Raw genomic sequence first — 16844 nt, 5'->3', positions numbered from 1 at the left:
TGAAACCGCGTCACGACCTCAGACTCTCAGCGCGCCGCCGAACTATTTGTCAGACACGCCCTAGGTGTTCTTCCCACATGAAGGACGATGATCCCCGCCGGGTTCCGCAAGACGACGTTCACGAGCTCTTCGTGGAGGCATCCGTGTCAAGGCTCCCCGGGCTGAGCGCTACGGGATCGAATGCAGGAGCTCGGGGACCAACTCACGATCGCCGCAGCCGCAGCCGAGCAGTGCGCCGAGAATCAGCTACTTCGTGGCGAGGACTCGAGGCGGGGCGTCCCGCCGATGGAATAGCCGCGGTATCAAGGAACGCGACATCTGCCCTCGGGTCACTCCCCCTCCGATTCTCTGTTAATCGGCAGGCCGGTGCGGAAATCCGTCTGAGGCTCCCCACGCTGGCGTCGCTGCGAGTTCTCCTGCATGTGCGCGACTCTCTGCTCCCAGTCGGATCCGTCCGTCACTCCGCCCGACAGGAGCAGATTGCGCTCCTTGACCAACCGGTCGCAGTCCTCGATGCTTACCGCGTTGGCTCGCGCCACTGCGGGGAAGACCTGCACGATGTGCTCGACCATCGCCTCTAGATACGGCTGGAGCAGAGGTGAGAGGTGAACCTGCTCACCGCTGGCCAAGATGAACGCTTTCGCGTCGCCAGTCCACCCCTTCTTGTCCTCGAGAAGCGCCTCCGATGAGAGCAGAACCCGGGCAGTCATGTTGCCGCCGACGAAGTTTCCGTCAAACTCCCATGGCGCCGCGACCCTGTGCAGGATGTAATTGCGAAGACGTCCGAGGAAGGGCGCAGCGGGATGCCGCTTCATCAGCTCCGCGGTGCGCGTGTCGTACTCATCCGACAGGATCTTCGGCTGCAGCTTCATGAGCGAGCGCGTGTGATCGATCAGCGCGCCCAGCGCAGCCACGTACGCAATGATCGTCTGGTCGAGAGAGCGGATAATCCAGTCCTGACGCGAGCGATCGCCAACGTTGCGCATCAGCTCCGAAATAAACTCGTCGTCCCCTTCGCACTTCTTGAGTAGCGAACTCAGTGACATCGAGAAACCTACCCAGGCCTCCATCACTCTGTTCAGCTCGGAGAGCCGCAGCTGGAGCCGGTGGCCCGGATGCTGCCGGATCTGTTCGTCGAGCGCTTCGATCTTTCGTGCGTCGGGATTCTCCCAGTTCAGGTTTTCTGAGCTGGTAGCAGCATCCTCACCGTCGGCGTACATCATGGCGCTGATCATGCCAGCGAGTTCAGACATGGTCGACGCAAGCGGCCGTGTAGCGGACTCGTGGACGGCGCATCCTCGTCGGAGCGACTCCTGGCCACGAGGTGATCCTCGCGGCGGGAGCAGCAGCACCCCCTCGCGTGCCTACGGAGCATCGACCGCACTACTGGACATGATCCAGTTCGAAGAGCGCTTCACGAGAAGTGCGACTCAGTTTGGCACGCAAACGGGGGCCGAGCCCGCTCGCCGTCCTCTCCGGCCGTCCCGTAGCGAATGCTGTCTCGTTCACGACCAGGGGTGGACGTTGGAGTTCGCCAACCAATTGCCGCACCTTCGTCAGCACGTAAGTCGGATGCATGTCGTCCCAGAGCGCCGTCTCTGAGTACCCCGACTGCGGAAGCCGCTCTGCGGGATAAGCGGGCGGCAGGCACAGCTCTTCGCGCCACCACGAGAGGATCGCTTGCTCGAGGTTGTAGGCATCGTCACCGGTGGCGGTTTCGACAGTCCACGCAACTTCCCACCCAAATCGCTGATGATCTGCGAGCCGCTTCCCGTTTCGACTGGCGCAGCCTATCTTCACGGCGTCACGATCGACCACGAGGTAGAGCATCGCTGGCCCGTTGTACGGGAATGCGCTGTTGCAGTAGCGGCAGATTCCCTTCCCGCCGGACACGTTCGCAAGAGTCGGAGACACCACCCTTCCGCACGCGTGTCGCGACTTCCACGGGCGGCTGCTACCCGGATACGGTTCGATCGGATCGAGACCGCGTGCCACCATTACCGCGCGTGCGCGAGGCTCGGGCATCAGGAGACGTGCGGCGTTGTCCTTGGCCCCACACGTAACGCAGCCGCCCTGTCCACGCTTGATGTTCGAGTAGGTGGGTGCGGTCTCGCCGCCGCATCGCACATGGCGACTTCGCCAGGGTCGGTCCACACCTGGGAAAGCAACAAGAGGCTCGAGGCCAGCAGCACGGAAGACCATCTCAGTTTCAACCTCGTCCAGTCGCATAGCGGCATGTGCGGCTTCCTGCCCGCACTCGTTGCAAGGACCTTGGCCAGCTGCGACGTTGCCCAGCCGCGGGGTGACTTCGCGACCGCACGCGACGTGCCGCGCGCGCCATGGCTTCGATGAGGATCCTGGCCATGGCACCAAAGGCTCAAGTCCGCCGTCGCGGAACACTGCCTCGGCATCCTCAGATGTCCAAACCCTCCGGCCGGCCGCGACTGCTGAGCACTCGCGACAGGCGGTCCCGTTCGCCCGCACCGTGTTCAGCGATGGCGTGCGCTCGGTTTCGCACGGCTGATGTAGGCATCGCCATGGCTTGTCAGCACCGGGATAGGGCTCCAGGGGCTCGCAGCCAGCGGCACGCATTGTCTGGACGGCTCCGCTTGCGAAGCCCGCACGGCGGTTCGCGCCCGCAGTCACACCGGCACACCGCTTGCACGCCCGTCCACGAGCGCGAACATTGGCGTAGTGCGGCGCGATCTCGCTTCCGCACTTCTCATGAACCGACGGCCACGGGACTGCACTCCCCGGATAGGGAACGAGCGGGTTGCACCCGGCGGCGCGTATAACACGTTCCGCCTCGGCGGGGTCAACCTTTCGACTCATGCCCGGATCGTAAGGGTGGCAACGGACATTGAGTGACTCGTCAAGGTGCCAGCCTGCCGCCCGCCTCCGTGATTTTCCTTGCACTACCCGCAAGTGCGCGTCCTTGCGCACGCTGCGGCGGTGCGTGGCGATGGCGCGAAACTAGACTCCAAATAGGAGGACTGGAATGACGGGCGAAGGATCGGCGTGGAGGGCGAGCGACGCCGCCACCTTCGACATTGCCTGCGAGGCCGCGAACACCGCGATCGCGGCGGTCCTGCGTCTCGCCGATGACGGCGCGATCCTGCACGAGCGGGCCATCGCAGAGGCATCGGCCATCCGACGCGAGCTCGTCGAGGTCGATGCCTATGACCGTAAGGCGCTCGAGGCGTTGATCGATCGGCTCACGTTCCGCATCACCGAACTCTCGGGGCCGCTGCCGTGACCGATCTCGAACTGGAAGCCGCCGAGGCGCGAGTGATCTTCGATGCGACGATCGCGCCGATCTTGTTCCCTGTATCGCACCACCCCGAAGCTCCGATCCTGACGCTCGTGGTCGGTCAGCCCGGAGCTGGCGCCGGACGAGCAGCGCAGGCGCTGCTCGCGCAGCATCCTGGCGCCGCACTCGTCGACGGAGGAGGCCTGCGCGCCTTCCATCCTCGCTACTTAGAGTTGTCGCGGTCGCGGTCCCCGGAAGCGCTGCGCATCTTCGCTGAGGCGACCTCGGTGTGGCTGCGTGACTGCTTCACGTATTCCCGAACGAATCGGCGCTCGTTGCTGGTCGAGGGTTCCTTCTCCTCCGCTCGCGTAGCGAGCGCCACCGCCGAGCTGTTCCAACGTGAAGGCTTCGAGACGCACGTGGCCGTCGTAGGGCAGCCCCGCGCTGTCAGCCTGCTGTCCGAGACATCGCAGTCCTTGCTTGCTGCCCTCGATGGACGTAGCAATCCGTTCACTGATCTCGCAGCACACGACGCGGGGTTCGAGGTGACACGCGCGCTTGTGAGCGAACTCGAGGGCGAGGCATCCGTCGACCGGCTTACGGTCGTCGGTCGCGCAGGCGACTGGGTCTTCGATGCCCGTCGCGCCGACGGCTTCGCGGGAGCCAGCCGGGCGCTCGTACGCGAGCAGGTGACGCCGATGTCCGGACCCGAGGGGAGGCGGTGGCTTTCGGAACTCCGCGCAAGCACCGAGTTCGCGCTGAACAACGGTCGGGTGCCGGCTCCACTGGCCGAAGTCCTTCTGGAACTGCACGAGCTCGCTCTGGGTGAAGTACTTCCCCGCCTGCCGCTACCCGTGGACTCTGTGGCCCGCTCGAGAGCGGAAGCGACAATTCGCGCTCGCGTCGACGCGCTGCGTCAGGCACCACCCGCTGAGGCCGCACTTCTCGACATCGCCGCGCCGGCGGTCGCCCAGCCAGTGCCCGGCCTCGACCTCGGACCAAGATAAGCGAACGAACCGCGCCGGCCCGCGTCGACGGCGTGTGGGATCAGGGTGCCGCAACCACACCGTCTCGCGGCAGGACCGCGCAACCCGGGCACTCGGGCACTCCTGAAGCAGCCAGCACGAGCGCGGCGGCGAAGGCAATACATGCCAGTGTGACGACGAGAGCTCCGAGGCGCAGCATCCGCTTACCATTTCCTTCGCACACGGCTCCGACGAGCCGTGCGGCAGCTACGACGCCGAGTGCACCGCTCGCAACCCCGGCGACGATCGCGGCCCCCGCTACGGTGTCGACATCCACGATTCTCGCCTCGCGCCGCGGCGCTTCACGCTCCTGCTTGGAACTCGCACCTGACCTGTCTTCGGCGTCTTCCTGGTAAGTGGCACGAGAAGCGACCGGAGGGGTGCGCAGTGCCGGGTCGTGGAATACCGGAGGCCCGGAGCGCCAGCGGAGGGGCGAGGATATGCCGCGAAAGCCCGGAACGGAGCACTCTGGAGGGAGCTACGATCAGCCGCCGGGAAGTCGCGCCCGATCGCATTCACGACATCACCCATCGCTGAGCGCGACGAGCGCCTGGACGAGCTGGGCGCGGTTGCGCGACGGGTCGAGGATCGTGTCGACGACGAGCACCCGGAGAGGGAGCCCTGGATCGACGCCCCGCAGAGGGGCCAGGCACCAGCGCTGTTCGTCCTCGAGGCTGTATCCCGGTTCGGCATCTGCCTGCCAGGTGAGCGCGCTGACGGCAACGCGGTACAGCACCGTCTCGGTCTGCGATCGATCGATGAAGCTCGGAAGGACGTCGTGGATGGTGGTCATCGGTTCATTCCCATCTGGTCGTTGTTGAGTGCCTGCGGGTGCGGCGCAGCGGGGTCGAGATGGTGCCGGCGTCGCGGCGGCTCACGGTGGCGGAGGCGGTTGTTTACCTGCCGCGCGATCGCATCCATCCGTGCGTCCTCGATCTGCTCGGGCGTCAGAAGCGAATTACGTTCCGGGCCGGGGCGCCCGCGAGCGAGTGCCTTGCGGAGACGCTCAAGCTCCTCCTTCTGAACCGCCAGGTGGTGCGCGGCGCGAACTCGAAGGGATTCCCGCTTCCACGCGGCGAAGATTTCGGGCGGTGTGGCAATCTCCCGCAGTGCGAGGGCAAGCTCAGCTTTCGTCCGCACCCGGTCGAAGAACTCATCAGCTGCCGCGCGGTTCGCGAAACGCTCTTCGAGGGAAACCCGGTGCAGTCGCTGCACGGGGAGCCCTGCCTCGACGCGACGCTTCTCTCGATCGCGCCAACGCTGCTGCGCAGCGAGCGACTTCTGCTTGTTCGCGGCGTAGTAAGCGCGTCGGCGCGCGCGTTGCTCCTCGGGATTGCGGGCGTAGGCCTCGCGGCGACGCTGGCGGCGCTTCTCGGGATCGGCGTGGTACTTCTCGCGCTGGTGTGCATTCGCCTGCTCGCGATGCTTGTCGCGCCAGCGCTTGTTGCGTGCCCGTACGCGCTCTCGGTAGGCATCCGGATCCTGCGCGCGCTGCTTCGCCCGGGCCTGTCGCTGATACTCGCGCTGCTCGTCGCGGTGCCGCGCGTAGTAGTCCCGCGCGTACTGGCGTCGCGCGTCCCGCTTGCGCTTCGCCCGGTCGTACAACTGCGCCTGGGCGTGCGCGATCTGCAAGCGCACATCCTCCGTTTCGCGGAAGATGCGGTCGTCGGCTTCGTCACTCATCGGTCGCTCCGATCCGCGCGGCCAGCTCCCTGATCTTCGTCGGCTGGAAGCCTGACCAATGGTCGTGATCGTCGATGACCACCACCGGCGCCTGCGAGTACCCCAGGTCGTCGGTGACGTACTCACGCGCCGCCACGTTGCCCGGTTCGGTGAGGTCGATGTCCGTATGCGCAATGCCCTCGGCATCCATCACCTGCTTCGTCAGTCGGCACTGCATGCACGCAGATCCCGACGTATACACGGTGATCATCGACGGAGGGCTCTCGGAAGCGTTTCGCCGGTGCTCCGGTGCGTCTGCGCCGCCATCCACGCCTCGATGTCGGACAGCTTGTAGACGACGGTGCGACCGAACTTCACGAAGTTCGGTCCGTCGCCAGTGCGCCGCCACGAGCCGAGTCGACTGAGCGGGACGCCAGGGAGCAGGTCGGCGAGCTCCTGCGGCGTGAGGAAGGTGTGCTCGGGATCTTCCGACCGCACCTGCATGATCGTGACCATCATTCACCTCCAGTTGCGCATGATCACCGTTGTTGGACACGAGTGAAGCACTATGTGCTACTCTCCGCAAGAGGTGAATGCGAAAGCGCCGTGCGGTTAGACAAACTGAGGAGGTGAAGGTCGACGTGACAACACCCGAAGGCTCCCCCGTGACATCGCAGGATGCGACGCAGCCCGTCGGGTCCGCACTACGCATCGCTCCCGCATTCATCGCCACGACCGCGGACGTCCCCCTGGGGGTGTCGACAGCGGTGACGGCTCTGTATGTCGCGGATGCTGGCCGGTACGTCATCAAGTCCGTCACCAACACCGCGGTTAGGGACGACGTCGAGCTGAACTACCCGACCGTCGCGAAGGTCGGCATGCAGGCAATCGTGCAGACCGCGGCACCGCGATGCATCTTCCTCACGCTTGACGACGAGGCAGACCCCCTCGCGCGCTGGCTCTCTGTGTCGGAACTGACCACCTCACAGGGGCGGCTCCTGCCGCCGGCACTCGCTGCCGACGTCGTGCGGCGCGGCGCTGGTGAAGCACGGATGCAGGTCATCGAGCTGCTGTACGGGTCGGCGGCGTTGGCGGGGCAGCCGCCGGCGAAGCTGATCCAAACTGAACTCGGCGTGCCCCACCGCACAGCGTCGTCGTGGATCATCGCCGCGCGCGCCGCCGGGCGGCTCAGAGGCATGAACTACAACGCTGGTCGACCGGCCGGTGGGTAGCGTTCACGCGTACCAGGCAGCGAAGGGCCGGCGTTACGAGGCGCGCTACCGAAAGCCGAACGGCAAGCAGGGCGCAAAGCGAGGATTCACCCGCAAGCGGGACGCGGAGATCTGGCTCGCGGAGATAGAGACATCGCGCGCCAAAGGCAGCTTCATTGATCCGCAAGCGGCTCGCGCGACCGTAGACATGCTTGGCCCGATCTGGATCGAGGCGAAGCGGCACTCCATGAAGCCGTCTTCGTTCGCGCCGGTCGAGACGGCCTGGCGTCTTCGCGTGCAGCCGAAATGGGGCGGGTGGGAGGTCGCCGACATCCGCCATACGGACATCAGAGCTTGGGTGGCCGAACTCACGCAGTCAACGGGAGCCACCGTGACGATCCGCACGTTCGGCGTACTCGCGAGCATTCTCGACGACGCGGTCTACGACGGCCGGATCGCGGTGAATCCCGCGCGGGTTGGACGCATCGGGTTGCCGAGAAAGTCGCGCGGGAGGCACGTCTATCTCACGCACGAGGAGGTGTTCCGGCTCGCTCGGGCAGCCGGCGATCGGAAGCTGCTTGTGCTGGTCCTTGCGTACACGGGCATACGCTGGGGCGAAGCCGTGGCGCTGCGCGTAGATGACATCGACTTCGAGCGCGGACGGTTTCGGATCAGACGGAACGCAGTCGAGGTCCATGGGAAGATCCACGTCGGGACCCCGAAGTCTCACACAGGCCGCGCCGTGCCCGTGCCGAAGTTCCTTCTCGATCAACTCGCGATCGCCTTGCAGGGAAGGTCGCGTCACGATCTTGCACTCCCAGGGGTCGATGGAGGCTACCTTCGCCGCACCCGCTCGGACGATGGATCACGCTCGTGGTTCAAGACGGCCTTGGCGACGGCGGAACTGCCGAACATGACGACTCACGATCTGCGCCACACGGCGGCGTCGCTTGCCGTGCAGTCCGGCGCTAACGTCAAGACGATCCAGCGGATGCTGGGGCACACGTCCGCTGCGATGACACTCGACGTGTACTCAGATCTCTTCGACGAGGACCTCGACGCCGTCTCGAAGCGGCTGGACAAGGGTGCTCGCAAGGTCGGGGTCGACGAGCTCTTCTGACTCGGTCTGGCACCCGTCGCCGATGTCCTGAGACGCGCGTCTGTCACCAATATCCGAGACATCAAAAGACGATTTCTCGACGTTTGTTCGCAGATCCTTCGCAAACGGTGTTCTCACGAGACACCTATGGCCCGCGATCCCACTGTTTTCAAGGGGTCGAGGGCCACAGATAAGAGCGGAGACGGAGGGATTTGAACCCTCGGTCCCCATAAGGGGACTCCACCTTAGCAGGGTGGTGCACTAGGCCTGACTATGCGACGTCTCCAGATCCCGAGGGATCCCGCACCCGCACGCGGGCGCGTCATTCCATCCTAACCTGTCGTGCGACGAGCGCGAAAACGGGTCAGCCGACGGGGTTGGCGCAGCCCTCGTCCTCAGCGGTGCGGCCGGGGGCGGCGAGCCCGGGGTCCGGTGTCTCGGTAGCGCCCGGGGTCTCCGCGGGCGCCGGGGTGCCGGTGGCCTCGGTCACCGGCGCGGCGGGATCGATCGACTCGTTCGCCTTCATCGTCGCGAACATCTCCTCGACCGCGGCATCGTCCGGGATGACACGGTTCGGGTCGTACGGGTCGTCGAGCACCGGCAGCTGCAGGAACGTGATGTCGGACGTCGGCACATCCTTCACCGCCATCGCGATCTGCACGAGAGTTGCCGGGTTCGTGAGGTTCGAGCTCGGGTCGACGTTCGTGAGCGTCGTGCGCGCTAGGGAGAGCAGCGTGCCCGGGTTGGTGAGCACCTGCTCGCTCGTCAGCTTGCGGGCGAGCGAGGCCATGTAGACCTGCTGGTTGCTGATGCGCGCCAGGTCGCTGCCGCCGACGCCGTATCGCGAGCGGAGGAAGGCGAGGGCCTGCTCGCCCTGCAGGTTGTGAGTCTGGCCACCCTCGAGGTGGAGCATGCCGGCCTCGACGTCGTCGATCGTCTCGCCGACGCAGACATCGACGCCACCGATCGCGTTCGTGATCTCGATCACGCCGTTCCAGGTGACCGTCGCGGCGTACTCGATCGCGAGATCGGGGTTGTACTGCGTGGTGATCGAGTCGACCGTTCGGACCACACAGGCGAGGCCGCCGGCCTCGTAGGCCGTATTGATCATCTTCTTGTCAGACGCGGGGGTGACGCCGCCCTGCGCGTTCGTGCATTCCGGCGTCGCCATCATCAGGTCGCGCGGGAACGTGATCGCCGTGACCTTGCGCGGCTCGGGCGAGATGTGGACGAGCAGGTTGACGTCGTTTCGGCCGGCCTCGAGCTCGCGCCCATCCGGACCGTACAGATCGGGGTTCGTCGGGCAGCGGTCGCCGAACTTCTCGTGCGAGTCCCACTCGCAGATGTCGATGCCGGTAAGCAGCAGGTCGACACCCTCCTCGGCGCTGAGCTGGCCGATGTCGGGCGGGGTCGTGCCCTCATGGATGTCGACCGCGTTCTCCGAGAACGTCGACCCGAGGTCCCACGCCGCGTAGCCCGCGACGCCGACACCGGCGACGAGCACGCAGGCGAGCCCGATGCCCAGCACCCGCAGCAGACGCGAGAAGGGGTTGACGGCGCCGAGGCGCCCGTGACGGGCCACCGTTCGGCGGCCGCGTCGCTTCGACGTGTCGCTCATCCGTGCCTTTCGTGCGCCTGCGGGGGGACTTTCTGGCGGAGGGTGTGGGATTCGAACCCACGGGACATCGCTGCCCGCTGGTTTTCAAGACCAGATCCTTCGGCCGCTCGGACAACCCTCCCTGGCAGGGTCTCCCCTGCTGATCAGGCGATCAGTCTAATGGCCAGCTCATCGGCCATTGTGCCGCCCCGCTCTGGACGCCCCCTGAGCGGATCACCCGCGCCGACTGTGGACGAGTGTCCCGCTTCGGAGCGTCAGTCGCCGAGCAGATCCTGGATCAGCGCGACGAGCAGCGCCGTGCGCGGCGGGATCTCGCCGACGAGGACGTGCTCGTGGTCGGCGTGCGCGCCGCCGCCGACGGCGCCGAGGCCGTCGAGCGTGGGGACGCCGACACCCGCCGTGAAGTTGCCGTCCGAGGCCCCGCCGACGACGATCGCGTCCGGCAGGTCCATCCCGAGCCTCTTCGACACGGCGAGGGCGCGCTGCCACGTCCCCTCCGCGGCCGAGGTCTCCAGCGGCGGGCGGTTCACGCCGCCGACGACCGTGACGGTCGCGCCGGTGTGCGAGGTGAGCGTCGCGAACGCCTCGTCGATCCGATGCTGTTCGGCGGCCGTGAGCGCGCGCACATCCACCTTGAACGACGCCCGTGCCGGCACCGTGTTGGTCGTGGTGCCCGACTGGGCGACGGTCGGCACGACCGAGGTGCCGACGGACGGATCCGCGAATCCCAGCACGACCCCCACCTGATGCGCGAGCTCGACCGTCGCGTTCAGGCCCTTCTCCGGCTCGGTCCCGGCGTGCGCGGCGCGGCCGACGATGTCGACGCGGTAGTTCGACACGCCCTTGCGGCCGATCTTGAGGGCGCCGGGAACGCCGTCCGGGGTGTCGCCCGCGGCCTCCAGCACGAGGGCGGCGACGCAGCCGCGCGCCTCCTGCTCGATGAGCGCGCGAGAGGTCGGCGATCCGACCTCCTCATCACCCGTGACGAGCAGGGTGATCGCCGAGTGGGCGAGGTGCCCGCCCGGCCCGTCGGCGAACGTCGCCGCGGCGTGGATCGCCATCACGAGCCCGGTCAGCATGTCGAAGCAGCCGGGCCCGCGCAGCACGCCGTCCTGGATCGAGAAGGGGTGCGACTCGAGCGATCCCACCGGCCACACGGTGTCGTGGTGCGCGAGAAGCAGCACGCGAGGGGCGTCGGGATCGGGGGAGCCGAGACGCCAGCGCAGGTGCGTGACGCCGTCGATCACGAGCCGCTCGGGGGCGGAGCCGAGCCGCCGCTCGCCGATCGCGGAGACGAGGTCGGCCGAGCGCGCGATGGCCGTGAGGTCGGCCGAGGGCGACTCGCAGCGGATGAGGTGCTCGAGGTCGGCGAGCATCTCGGGCAGGATCCCGTCCGCCCACGCGAGCAGCGGATGGTCGACTCTGCGTTCCTGCATCGGGCTTGGCTCCGTCATCGGGGGCGTCTCGCATTCCTCGTCCGGCACGTTCTCCCGACGATACTCCCGGCCCCTCACCGCCGGTGCCGCCCCCGTCCGCTCACCGACCGGCCAGCGCGTTCGCCTTCTGGATCCCCGCGACGATCGCGACGAGCAGCCGCGGCGCGTCATCCCGATCGAGCCGCACGCGCACGAAGTGCCCGGCCGCGGCATCCCGGGCAGCGTCCAGCGCCTCGCGGAACTCCCCCGGCGTTCCCACGTCGTGCACCACGGCCCCGCTCGCGCCGAGCGCGGGCGGCAGTGCCGTCCAGTCCCACCGCGGGATGTCCTGGTACACCGCGTCTGGGCTCTGGATCTTCCGCTCGACGGTGTAGCCGTCGTTGTCGAGCAGCAGCACGACCGGCGCGCTCGGGTGCGAGAGCAGGCGCCCCAGCTCCTGGATCGTCAGCTGCGCGGATCCGTCGCCGATCACGAGCACGGGACGTCGATCCGGCCGCGCGACGGCGGCGCCCCACGCGGCGGGAAGCGTGTAGCCGATGGACGACCACACCGGCTGCCCGAGCAGGTCGCTGCGGTCGGGAAGGGTGAGGTCGACGGCGCCGTAGAAGGCGGTGCCGGCCTCGGCGATCAGGGTGGTGCCGGGGTGGATCCAGTCCTGCAGCAGCGCCCACATCGTCGTGTGGTCGAGGGGTGCCGCGTCGTCCATCGCCGCCGGCGGAACGGGCGTGGGCGGCACGTCCTCCTGCGGCGTGAAGCCGAGGTCCGCGACGACCTCGCCGAGCGCGGCGAGCCCTTCCTCGAGCCGCACTCCCGGGTACACCGCGGGCCCGATGCGCGCGTGGTCGAGCGCGAGCTCGATGGCGTGGGCCGGCTGGTAGCGGTGGCTGAAGTGGCCCGTGGTGAAGTCGCTGAAGACCGTGCCGACCATCACCAGCACCCCGGCGTCGTCCACGACCGCCTGCGATCCGGGATCCTTCGTGTTCACACCGAGGTAGGTCCCGAGACTCGCCGGATGCGTCTCATCCAGGATCGCCTTCGAGCCGACCTGGGAGGCGATCCGGATGCCGGGAACCTGGGCGAGGCGCGCGACGCTCGCCTCGAGACCGCGACGGTGGACGCCGGGCCCCGCGAGCACCGTGAGGCGGTCCATGCGGGGAAGGCGGTCGCGCAGCGCCTCGGTGAACGCGGCGACGGCCTCGGGGTCGCTCGGCGGCGGCACCAGGGGCGTCCGGAGGCGGTCGGCCGGCACCGGATGACGGGCGAGGTCGAGCGGCACGCCGAGGTACACCGGCTTGCTGGTGGCGAGCATCGTCTCGAGCACGCGGTCGATCGCGCCGGCCGGATCCGTCGCATCCAGCACCGCCTGCGCGACCGTCACCTCGGCGAACATCCGCACGAAGTGGAGGAAGTCGCCGTCGAGCAGCGTGTGGTGAAGCCGCGCGCCGCTGCGGATCGCCTCGCTGCTCGGCAGCCCCGCGATGTGCACGACGGGGACGTCCTCGGCGTACGAGCCGGCGATGCCGTTGACGGCCGACAGCTCGCCGACGCCGTAGGTCGTCACGACCCCGCCGGCGCAGCGTCCGACGCGAGCGTAGCCGTCCGCGGCGTACGCGGCGTTGAGCTCGTTCGCCGAGCCCATCCACTCGAGGTCGTCGCCCGCGAGCATCTCGTCGAGCAGGTTCAGGTTGAAGTCGCCGGGAAGGCCGAACAGGTGGCGGCAGCCGAGCTGCGTCAGGCGCGCGGCGAGGTATCGCCCGACCGTGACCGTGCCGCCGTCGAGCTCAGCCACGCCCGGCCGCCAGGCGAGCCGCGACGAGCTCGTCGGCCGCGATGCCGGTCGGGATCCCGGCGTCCGCGGACCGCGACAGGATCTCGTGCGCGGTGTCGCCGATCCGGCGCACGTCGGCCGTCACGACGTCGGGCTCGTGCTTCAGCCGCTCGAGTCCGGCGAGGTGGATGACGCCACCCGCGTTGGCGACGTAGTCGGGAACCCACAGGATGCCCGCGGCGTGAAGCGCGGCGTCCTCATCCTGCGTCGGAAGCTGGTTGTTCGCGGCGCCGCAGACGAGCCGCGCCCCGAGGGAGGTCACGCGGTCGACAGTGACCGTCGCGCCGAGCGCGCACGGTGCGTAGACGTCGAGCGGGCCCGCGAGCGACTCGGCCAGCGTCACCGCGCCGCCCGTCGCGGCGCTCACGCGCTCGCGCGCGGCGGGATCCGGATCGGCGACGACGACGTTCGCGCCCTCGTCGAGCAGCAGGCGGGTCAGGACGCCGCCGACCTTGCCCGCGCCCTCCACGCCGACCGTCCGGCCGCGCAGGCCCGACTCGCCCCAGAGGCGCTCGGCGCCGGCGCGCATGGCCGAGAAGACGCCGAGCGCGGTGGCGGGGCCGCTGTCGCCCGCGCCGCCCGCACCCGCCGTGCGGCCGGTCAGGTGAGTGGTGGTCTCGCCGACGATGTCGAGGTCGTCCGAGTTGGTGCCGAGATCCGCCGCCGTGACGTAGCGGCCGTCGAGGGAGTCGACGAACCGGCCGTACGCCCGCAGCAGCTCGGGGGTCTTGGCGGTGCGCGGGTCGCCGATGATGACGGCCTTGCCGCCACCGAACGGAAGGCCGGCCGCGGCGTTCTTCGAGGTCATCCCGCGCGAGAGGCGCAGCACGTCGTGGAGGGCATCCTGATCGGTGTCGTACGACTTGAAGCGGGTGCCGCCGAGAGCCGGACCGAGGGTCGTGTCGTGGATCGCGATGATCGCGCGCAGCCCCGACTCGTCGTCGTGGCAGTAGAGCACCTCTTCGTGCCCGTCGATCACCTCGTCGCCGATGTCGAGCGCCTCTGCCGCCGGGGTGATGGTCATTGTCCGCATCTCGATGCTCCTCACTCGGCGCCGCGCGCCTGTGGGCGTCGTCGCCGTTCGTGTGCCGCGCCTGGCCGTGGGTGTCGGGCAGGACGCACCCCGCCGCGGATCGCACGGAGGGGATGCAAGAAGTATGCGAACGCGCGCTCGGCGGCGTCAATCACTCGCGCGGCGACCGTGCAACCCGCCGGGTCGGAGGCGCGTCGGTGCCACGCGGGGTGCGCACTCTGCGAGGTCCGAGGCGACGCGGCCTCGGGCGAGGATCAGGCGTCGAGCACGGTGGCGATGGCCTGCGCGACGCCGCCGTCCTGGAGCGATCCGGTCGTGTCGGTGGCGGCCGCGATCACCTCCTCGGGCGAGTTCGCCATCACGAACGCGCGGCCGCCGTTGCGGGCGGCCCACTGGAACATCCCGATGTCGTTGCGGCCGTCGCCGATCACGACGACATCCTGCGGGGCGATCCCCTGCCACTCGCGCACCTGCTCGAGCGCGGTGCCCTTGTCGACGCCCTTCGGCGCGATGTCGAGCCAGGCGCTCCAGCCGACGGCGTAGGAGACGTGCTGCAGGCCGATCCGCTCGACGAGCTGGATGAAGTCGACGTCGTCGCGCCGCCCGTCGTCGTGGTTGTGCTCGGGCGAGACGACGACGACGCGCGCGACCTCGTGGCGCTTCATCTCCTCGAACTCGACGTGACGGGCGTCGTCTCGGTTCAGGCCCCAGTCCTCGACGTAGTCGGTGTACAGGCGCGTGCCGTCGGCGAGCTCGACGAGGTAGTTCGCGCCGGGAAGGTGCTCGTGAAGCAGCGTGAGCACCTCGGCCGGGTCGAACGTCTCGGTGGTGTGACGGGCGTAGCCGGTCTGCTGGGTCGAGTCGCGAGACAGGATGGCCGCTCCGTTCGAGCACACGACGTACTCGGGCAGGATCGCCAGGCCATGCAGGATGTGGGAGGTCGCCTCCCAGCTGCGGCCGGTCGCGATCGTGACGATGTGGCCCTCGTCGACGGCGCGGCGCACCGCGTCCTCGACGCCGGGGCTGAACGTGTCGTCCTCGAAGATCACCGTGCCGTCGAGGTCGAGCGCGATGAGCTTGCGGCCCGGCCGGACGTCGGCCTCGTTCTGCGTGGTGGCGGGGTTCGTCATGCGATGGGCTCCAGCACCTCGAGGCCGCCGAGGTACGGTCGCAGCACCTCGGGCACCACGACCGATCCATCCGGTCGCTGGTGGGTCTCGAGGATCGCGACGATCCACCGGGTCGTGGCGAGGGTGCCGTTGAGGGTGGCGACGTGCTGCGTCTTGGCGCCGTCCGGGCGGTGCCGGATGTCGAGGCGCCGCGCCTGGTAGGTCGTGCAGTTCGACGTCGAGGTGAGCTCACGGTACGCGCCCTGCGTGGGAACCCACGCCTCGGTGTCGTACTTGCGGGCGGCGCTCGAGCCGAGGTCGCCGGCGGCCACGTCGATCACGCGGTAGGCGAGGCCGAGCGACTGCAGCATCTCCTCCTCGAGGCCAAGCAGGCGGGCGTGCTCCGCCTCGGCCTCCTCGGGCTTGGCGTAGACGAACATCTCGAGCTTGTTGAACTGGTGGACGCGGATGATGCCGCGGGTGTCCTTGCCGTACGAGCCGGCCTCGCGGCGGTAGCAGGTCGACCATCCGGCGTAGCGCAGCGGGCCCTGCTGCAGGTCGACGATCTCGTCCTTGTGGTAGCCGGCGAGCGCGACCTCGCTCGTGCCGACGAGGTACAGGTCGTCGGCCTCGAGGCGGTAGATCTCGTCGGCGTGCGCGCCGAGGAAGCCGGTGCCCGACATGATGTCGGGGCGCACGAGCGTGGGCGTGATCATGGGCGTGAACCCGGCCTCGAGGGCCTTCGTCAGCGCGTAGTTCATCAGGGCGATCTCGAGTCGCGCGCCGACGCCCTTGAGGAAGTAGAACCGGGCGCCCGAGACCTTCGCGCCGCGCTCCATGTCGATCGCGCCGAGCTTCTCGCCGAGGGCGAGGTGATCGAGGGGGCCGTCGGGGAACTCGGACGCGTCGAAGGCGGGGCGGTCGCCGACCTCGCGCAGGACGACGAAGTCGTCCTCGCCACCCTCGGGCACGCCGTCGAGCACAACGTTCTCGATCTTCGACATCGCCGCGACGAAGGCCTCCTCGGCGGCGTTGACCGCCTGCTGGGCTTCCTTCACGCCGTTGGCGAGCTCCTTCGCCTGGGCGACGAGCGCGGCCTTCTCGTCCTTCGGCGCCGCGGCGACCGTCTTGCCGAAGGCGTTCTGCTCGGCGCGCAGCTCCTCGAAGGCGGTGATCGCCGTGCGCCGGGCCTTCTCGGCCTCGATCGCGGCGGTGACCGTCTCGGGCGAGTGACCACGCGCCACCTGCGAGCGGATCACGAGGTCAGGGTTGTCGCGGAGGAGCACGGGATCGATCACCCCGCCAGTCTAGGCCGCGCGTCTTTCCGCGCCGGTCGTTGTCTCCCCTCTGGTCGCTGAGCGAGCGAAGCGGAGTCGAAACGGGTTGAGCGACACTTCGACTCGCTTCGCTCGCTCAGTGCGGGTCTCCGCGAGTCGAAACCTCCACCGGTCGTTGAGCGGAGCGAAGCGGAGTCGAAACGGGTTGAGCGGAGCGAAGCGGAGTCGAAACCGCACTCCCCACGGCCACTGCCCTACGAAAAACCCTCTCCCCACCCCTTCCGACTTTCGCACAT

The 16844-nt window shown here is 68.4% G+C and carries 16 protein-coding genes and 2 tRNA genes; 4 read left to right on the top strand and 14 right to left on the bottom strand.

The genetic code is table 11. From position 1 onward, the window contains the following. Nucleotides 1-329: 329 nt before the first annotated feature. Together ABD161_RS12520 and ABD161_RS12515 are read right to left on the bottom strand one after the other, a co-directional pair. On the bottom strand, nt 330-1235 hold the full coding sequence (locus ABD161_RS12520) for a hypothetical protein (protein ID WP_344003406.1): 906 nt from the start codon (nt 1233-1235) through the stop codon (nt 330-332). A gap of 148 nt (nt 1236-1383) precedes the next feature. Continuing rightward, nucleotides 1384-1830, bottom strand: a complete 447-nt coding sequence (locus ABD161_RS12515; RefSeq protein WP_135114036.1) for a hypothetical protein — start codon at nt 1828-1830, stop codon at nt 1384-1386. Nucleotides 1831-2998: 1168 nt separating this feature from the next. On the opposite strand from ABD161_RS12515, the gene ABD161_RS12510 reads away from it, so the two are divergent. Continuing rightward, complete coding sequence (locus ABD161_RS12510; protein WP_135114037.1) at nt 2999-3256, top strand: hypothetical protein; 258 nt, start codon at nt 2999-3001, stop codon at nt 3254-3256. After that, complete coding sequence (locus ABD161_RS12505; protein WP_135114038.1) at nt 3253-4257, top strand: zeta toxin family protein; 1005 nt, start codon at nt 3253-3255, stop codon at nt 4255-4257. The genes ABD161_RS12510 and ABD161_RS12505 overlap by 4 nt, the downstream gene beginning before the upstream one ends. A gap of 541 nt (nt 4258-4798) precedes the next feature. On the opposite strand, the gene ABD161_RS12500 is transcribed toward ABD161_RS12505, so the two are convergent. From ABD161_RS12500 to ABD161_RS12485, 4 genes are read right to left on the bottom strand one after another with little or no spacing between them, the layout of a single operon-like run. Next, complete coding sequence (locus tag ABD161_RS12500; protein ID WP_135114039.1) at nt 4799-5068, bottom strand: hypothetical protein; 270 nt, start codon at nt 5066-5068, stop codon at nt 4799-4801. Further along, on the bottom strand, nt 5065-5958 hold the full coding sequence (locus ABD161_RS12495) for a hypothetical protein (protein WP_135114040.1): 894 nt from the start codon (nt 5956-5958) through the stop codon (nt 5065-5067). Before ABD161_RS12495 ends, ABD161_RS12500 begins: the two co-directional genes overlap by 4 nt. Beyond that, a complete protein-coding gene (locus tag ABD161_RS12490) occupies nt 5951-6208 on the bottom strand; it encodes a glutaredoxin family protein (protein ID WP_135114041.1) in 258 nt (85 codons plus the stop codon). The genes ABD161_RS12495 and ABD161_RS12490 overlap by 8 nt, the downstream gene beginning before the upstream one ends. Next, on the bottom strand, nt 6205-6456 hold the full coding sequence (locus ABD161_RS12485) for a helix-turn-helix transcriptional regulator (RefSeq protein ID WP_135114042.1): 252 nt from the start codon (nt 6454-6456) through the stop codon (nt 6205-6207). Before ABD161_RS12485 ends, ABD161_RS12490 begins: the two co-directional genes overlap by 4 nt. A gap of 110 nt (nt 6457-6566) precedes the next feature. Between ABD161_RS12485 and ABD161_RS12480 the strand changes: the two genes are divergently transcribed. Together ABD161_RS12480 and ABD161_RS12475 are read left to right on the top strand one after the other, a co-directional pair. Continuing rightward, the gene (locus ABD161_RS12480; protein WP_233441134.1) at nt 6567-7169 is read left to right on the top strand and encodes a hypothetical protein; all 603 of its coding nucleotides are present in this window, start codon (nt 6567-6569) and stop codon (nt 7167-7169) included. Then, nucleotides 7162-8268 (top strand): tyrosine-type recombinase/integrase, encoded by a 1107-nt coding sequence (locus ABD161_RS12475; RefSeq protein ID WP_344003397.1) that lies wholly within the window; start codon nt 7162-7164, stop codon nt 8266-8268. Before ABD161_RS12480 ends, ABD161_RS12475 begins: the two co-directional genes overlap by 8 nt. Nucleotides 8269-8444: 176 nt before the next feature. On the opposite strand, the gene ABD161_RS12470 is transcribed toward ABD161_RS12475, so the two are convergent. From ABD161_RS12470 to serS, 8 genes are all read right to left on the bottom strand, one after another. Then, nucleotides 8445-8533 (bottom strand) — tRNA-Ser (locus ABD161_RS12470). 78 nt (nt 8534-8611) lie between these two features. Next, nucleotides 8612-9865 carry an LCP family protein gene (locus ABD161_RS12465; protein ID WP_344003394.1) on the bottom strand — a complete coding sequence of 418 codons (1254 nt, stop codon included), beginning with the start codon at nt 9863-9865 and terminating at the stop codon, nt 8612-8614. Nucleotides 9866-9898: 33 nt separating this feature from the next. Beyond that, nucleotides 9899-9986, bottom strand: a tRNA-Ser gene (locus ABD161_RS12460). 133 nt (nt 9987-10119) lie between these two features. Next, nucleotides 10120-11301 (bottom strand): M20 family metallopeptidase, encoded by a 1182-nt coding sequence (locus tag ABD161_RS12455; RefSeq protein ID WP_344003391.1) that lies wholly within the window; start codon nt 11299-11301, stop codon nt 10120-10122. Nucleotides 11302-11401: 100 nt separating this feature from the next. Continuing rightward, nucleotides 11402-13090 (bottom strand): alpha-keto acid decarboxylase family protein, encoded by a 1689-nt coding sequence (locus tag ABD161_RS12450; RefSeq protein WP_344003389.1) that lies wholly within the window; start codon nt 13088-13090, stop codon nt 11402-11404. Then, on the bottom strand, nt 13083-14153 hold the full coding sequence (locus ABD161_RS12445; protein ID WP_344003386.1) for a Glu/Leu/Phe/Val dehydrogenase dimerization domain-containing protein: 1071 nt from the start codon (nt 14151-14153) through the stop codon (nt 13083-13085). Before ABD161_RS12445 ends, ABD161_RS12450 begins: the two co-directional genes overlap by 8 nt. A gap of 263 nt (nt 14154-14416) precedes the next feature. After that, on the bottom strand, nt 14417-15292 hold the full coding sequence (locus ABD161_RS12440) for an HAD-IIB family hydrolase (protein ID WP_344003383.1): 876 nt from the start codon (nt 15290-15292) through the stop codon (nt 14417-14419). Beyond that, a complete protein-coding gene (gene serS / locus ABD161_RS12435) occupies nt 15289-16569 on the bottom strand; it encodes a serine--tRNA ligase (protein WP_135114048.1) in 1281 nt (426 codons plus the stop codon). The genes ABD161_RS12440 and serS overlap by 4 nt, the downstream gene beginning before the upstream one ends. Nucleotides 16570-16844 lie beyond the last annotated feature (275 nt).

Source organism: Microbacterium paludicola, from assembly GCF_039529675.1.
Classification (GTDB): Bacteria; Actinomycetota; Actinomycetes; order Actinomycetales; family Microbacteriaceae; genus Microbacterium; species Microbacterium paludicola.
Note: the sequence above shows the minus strand (reverse complement) of the source record. Positions and strands in the feature narration are given on the sequence as shown.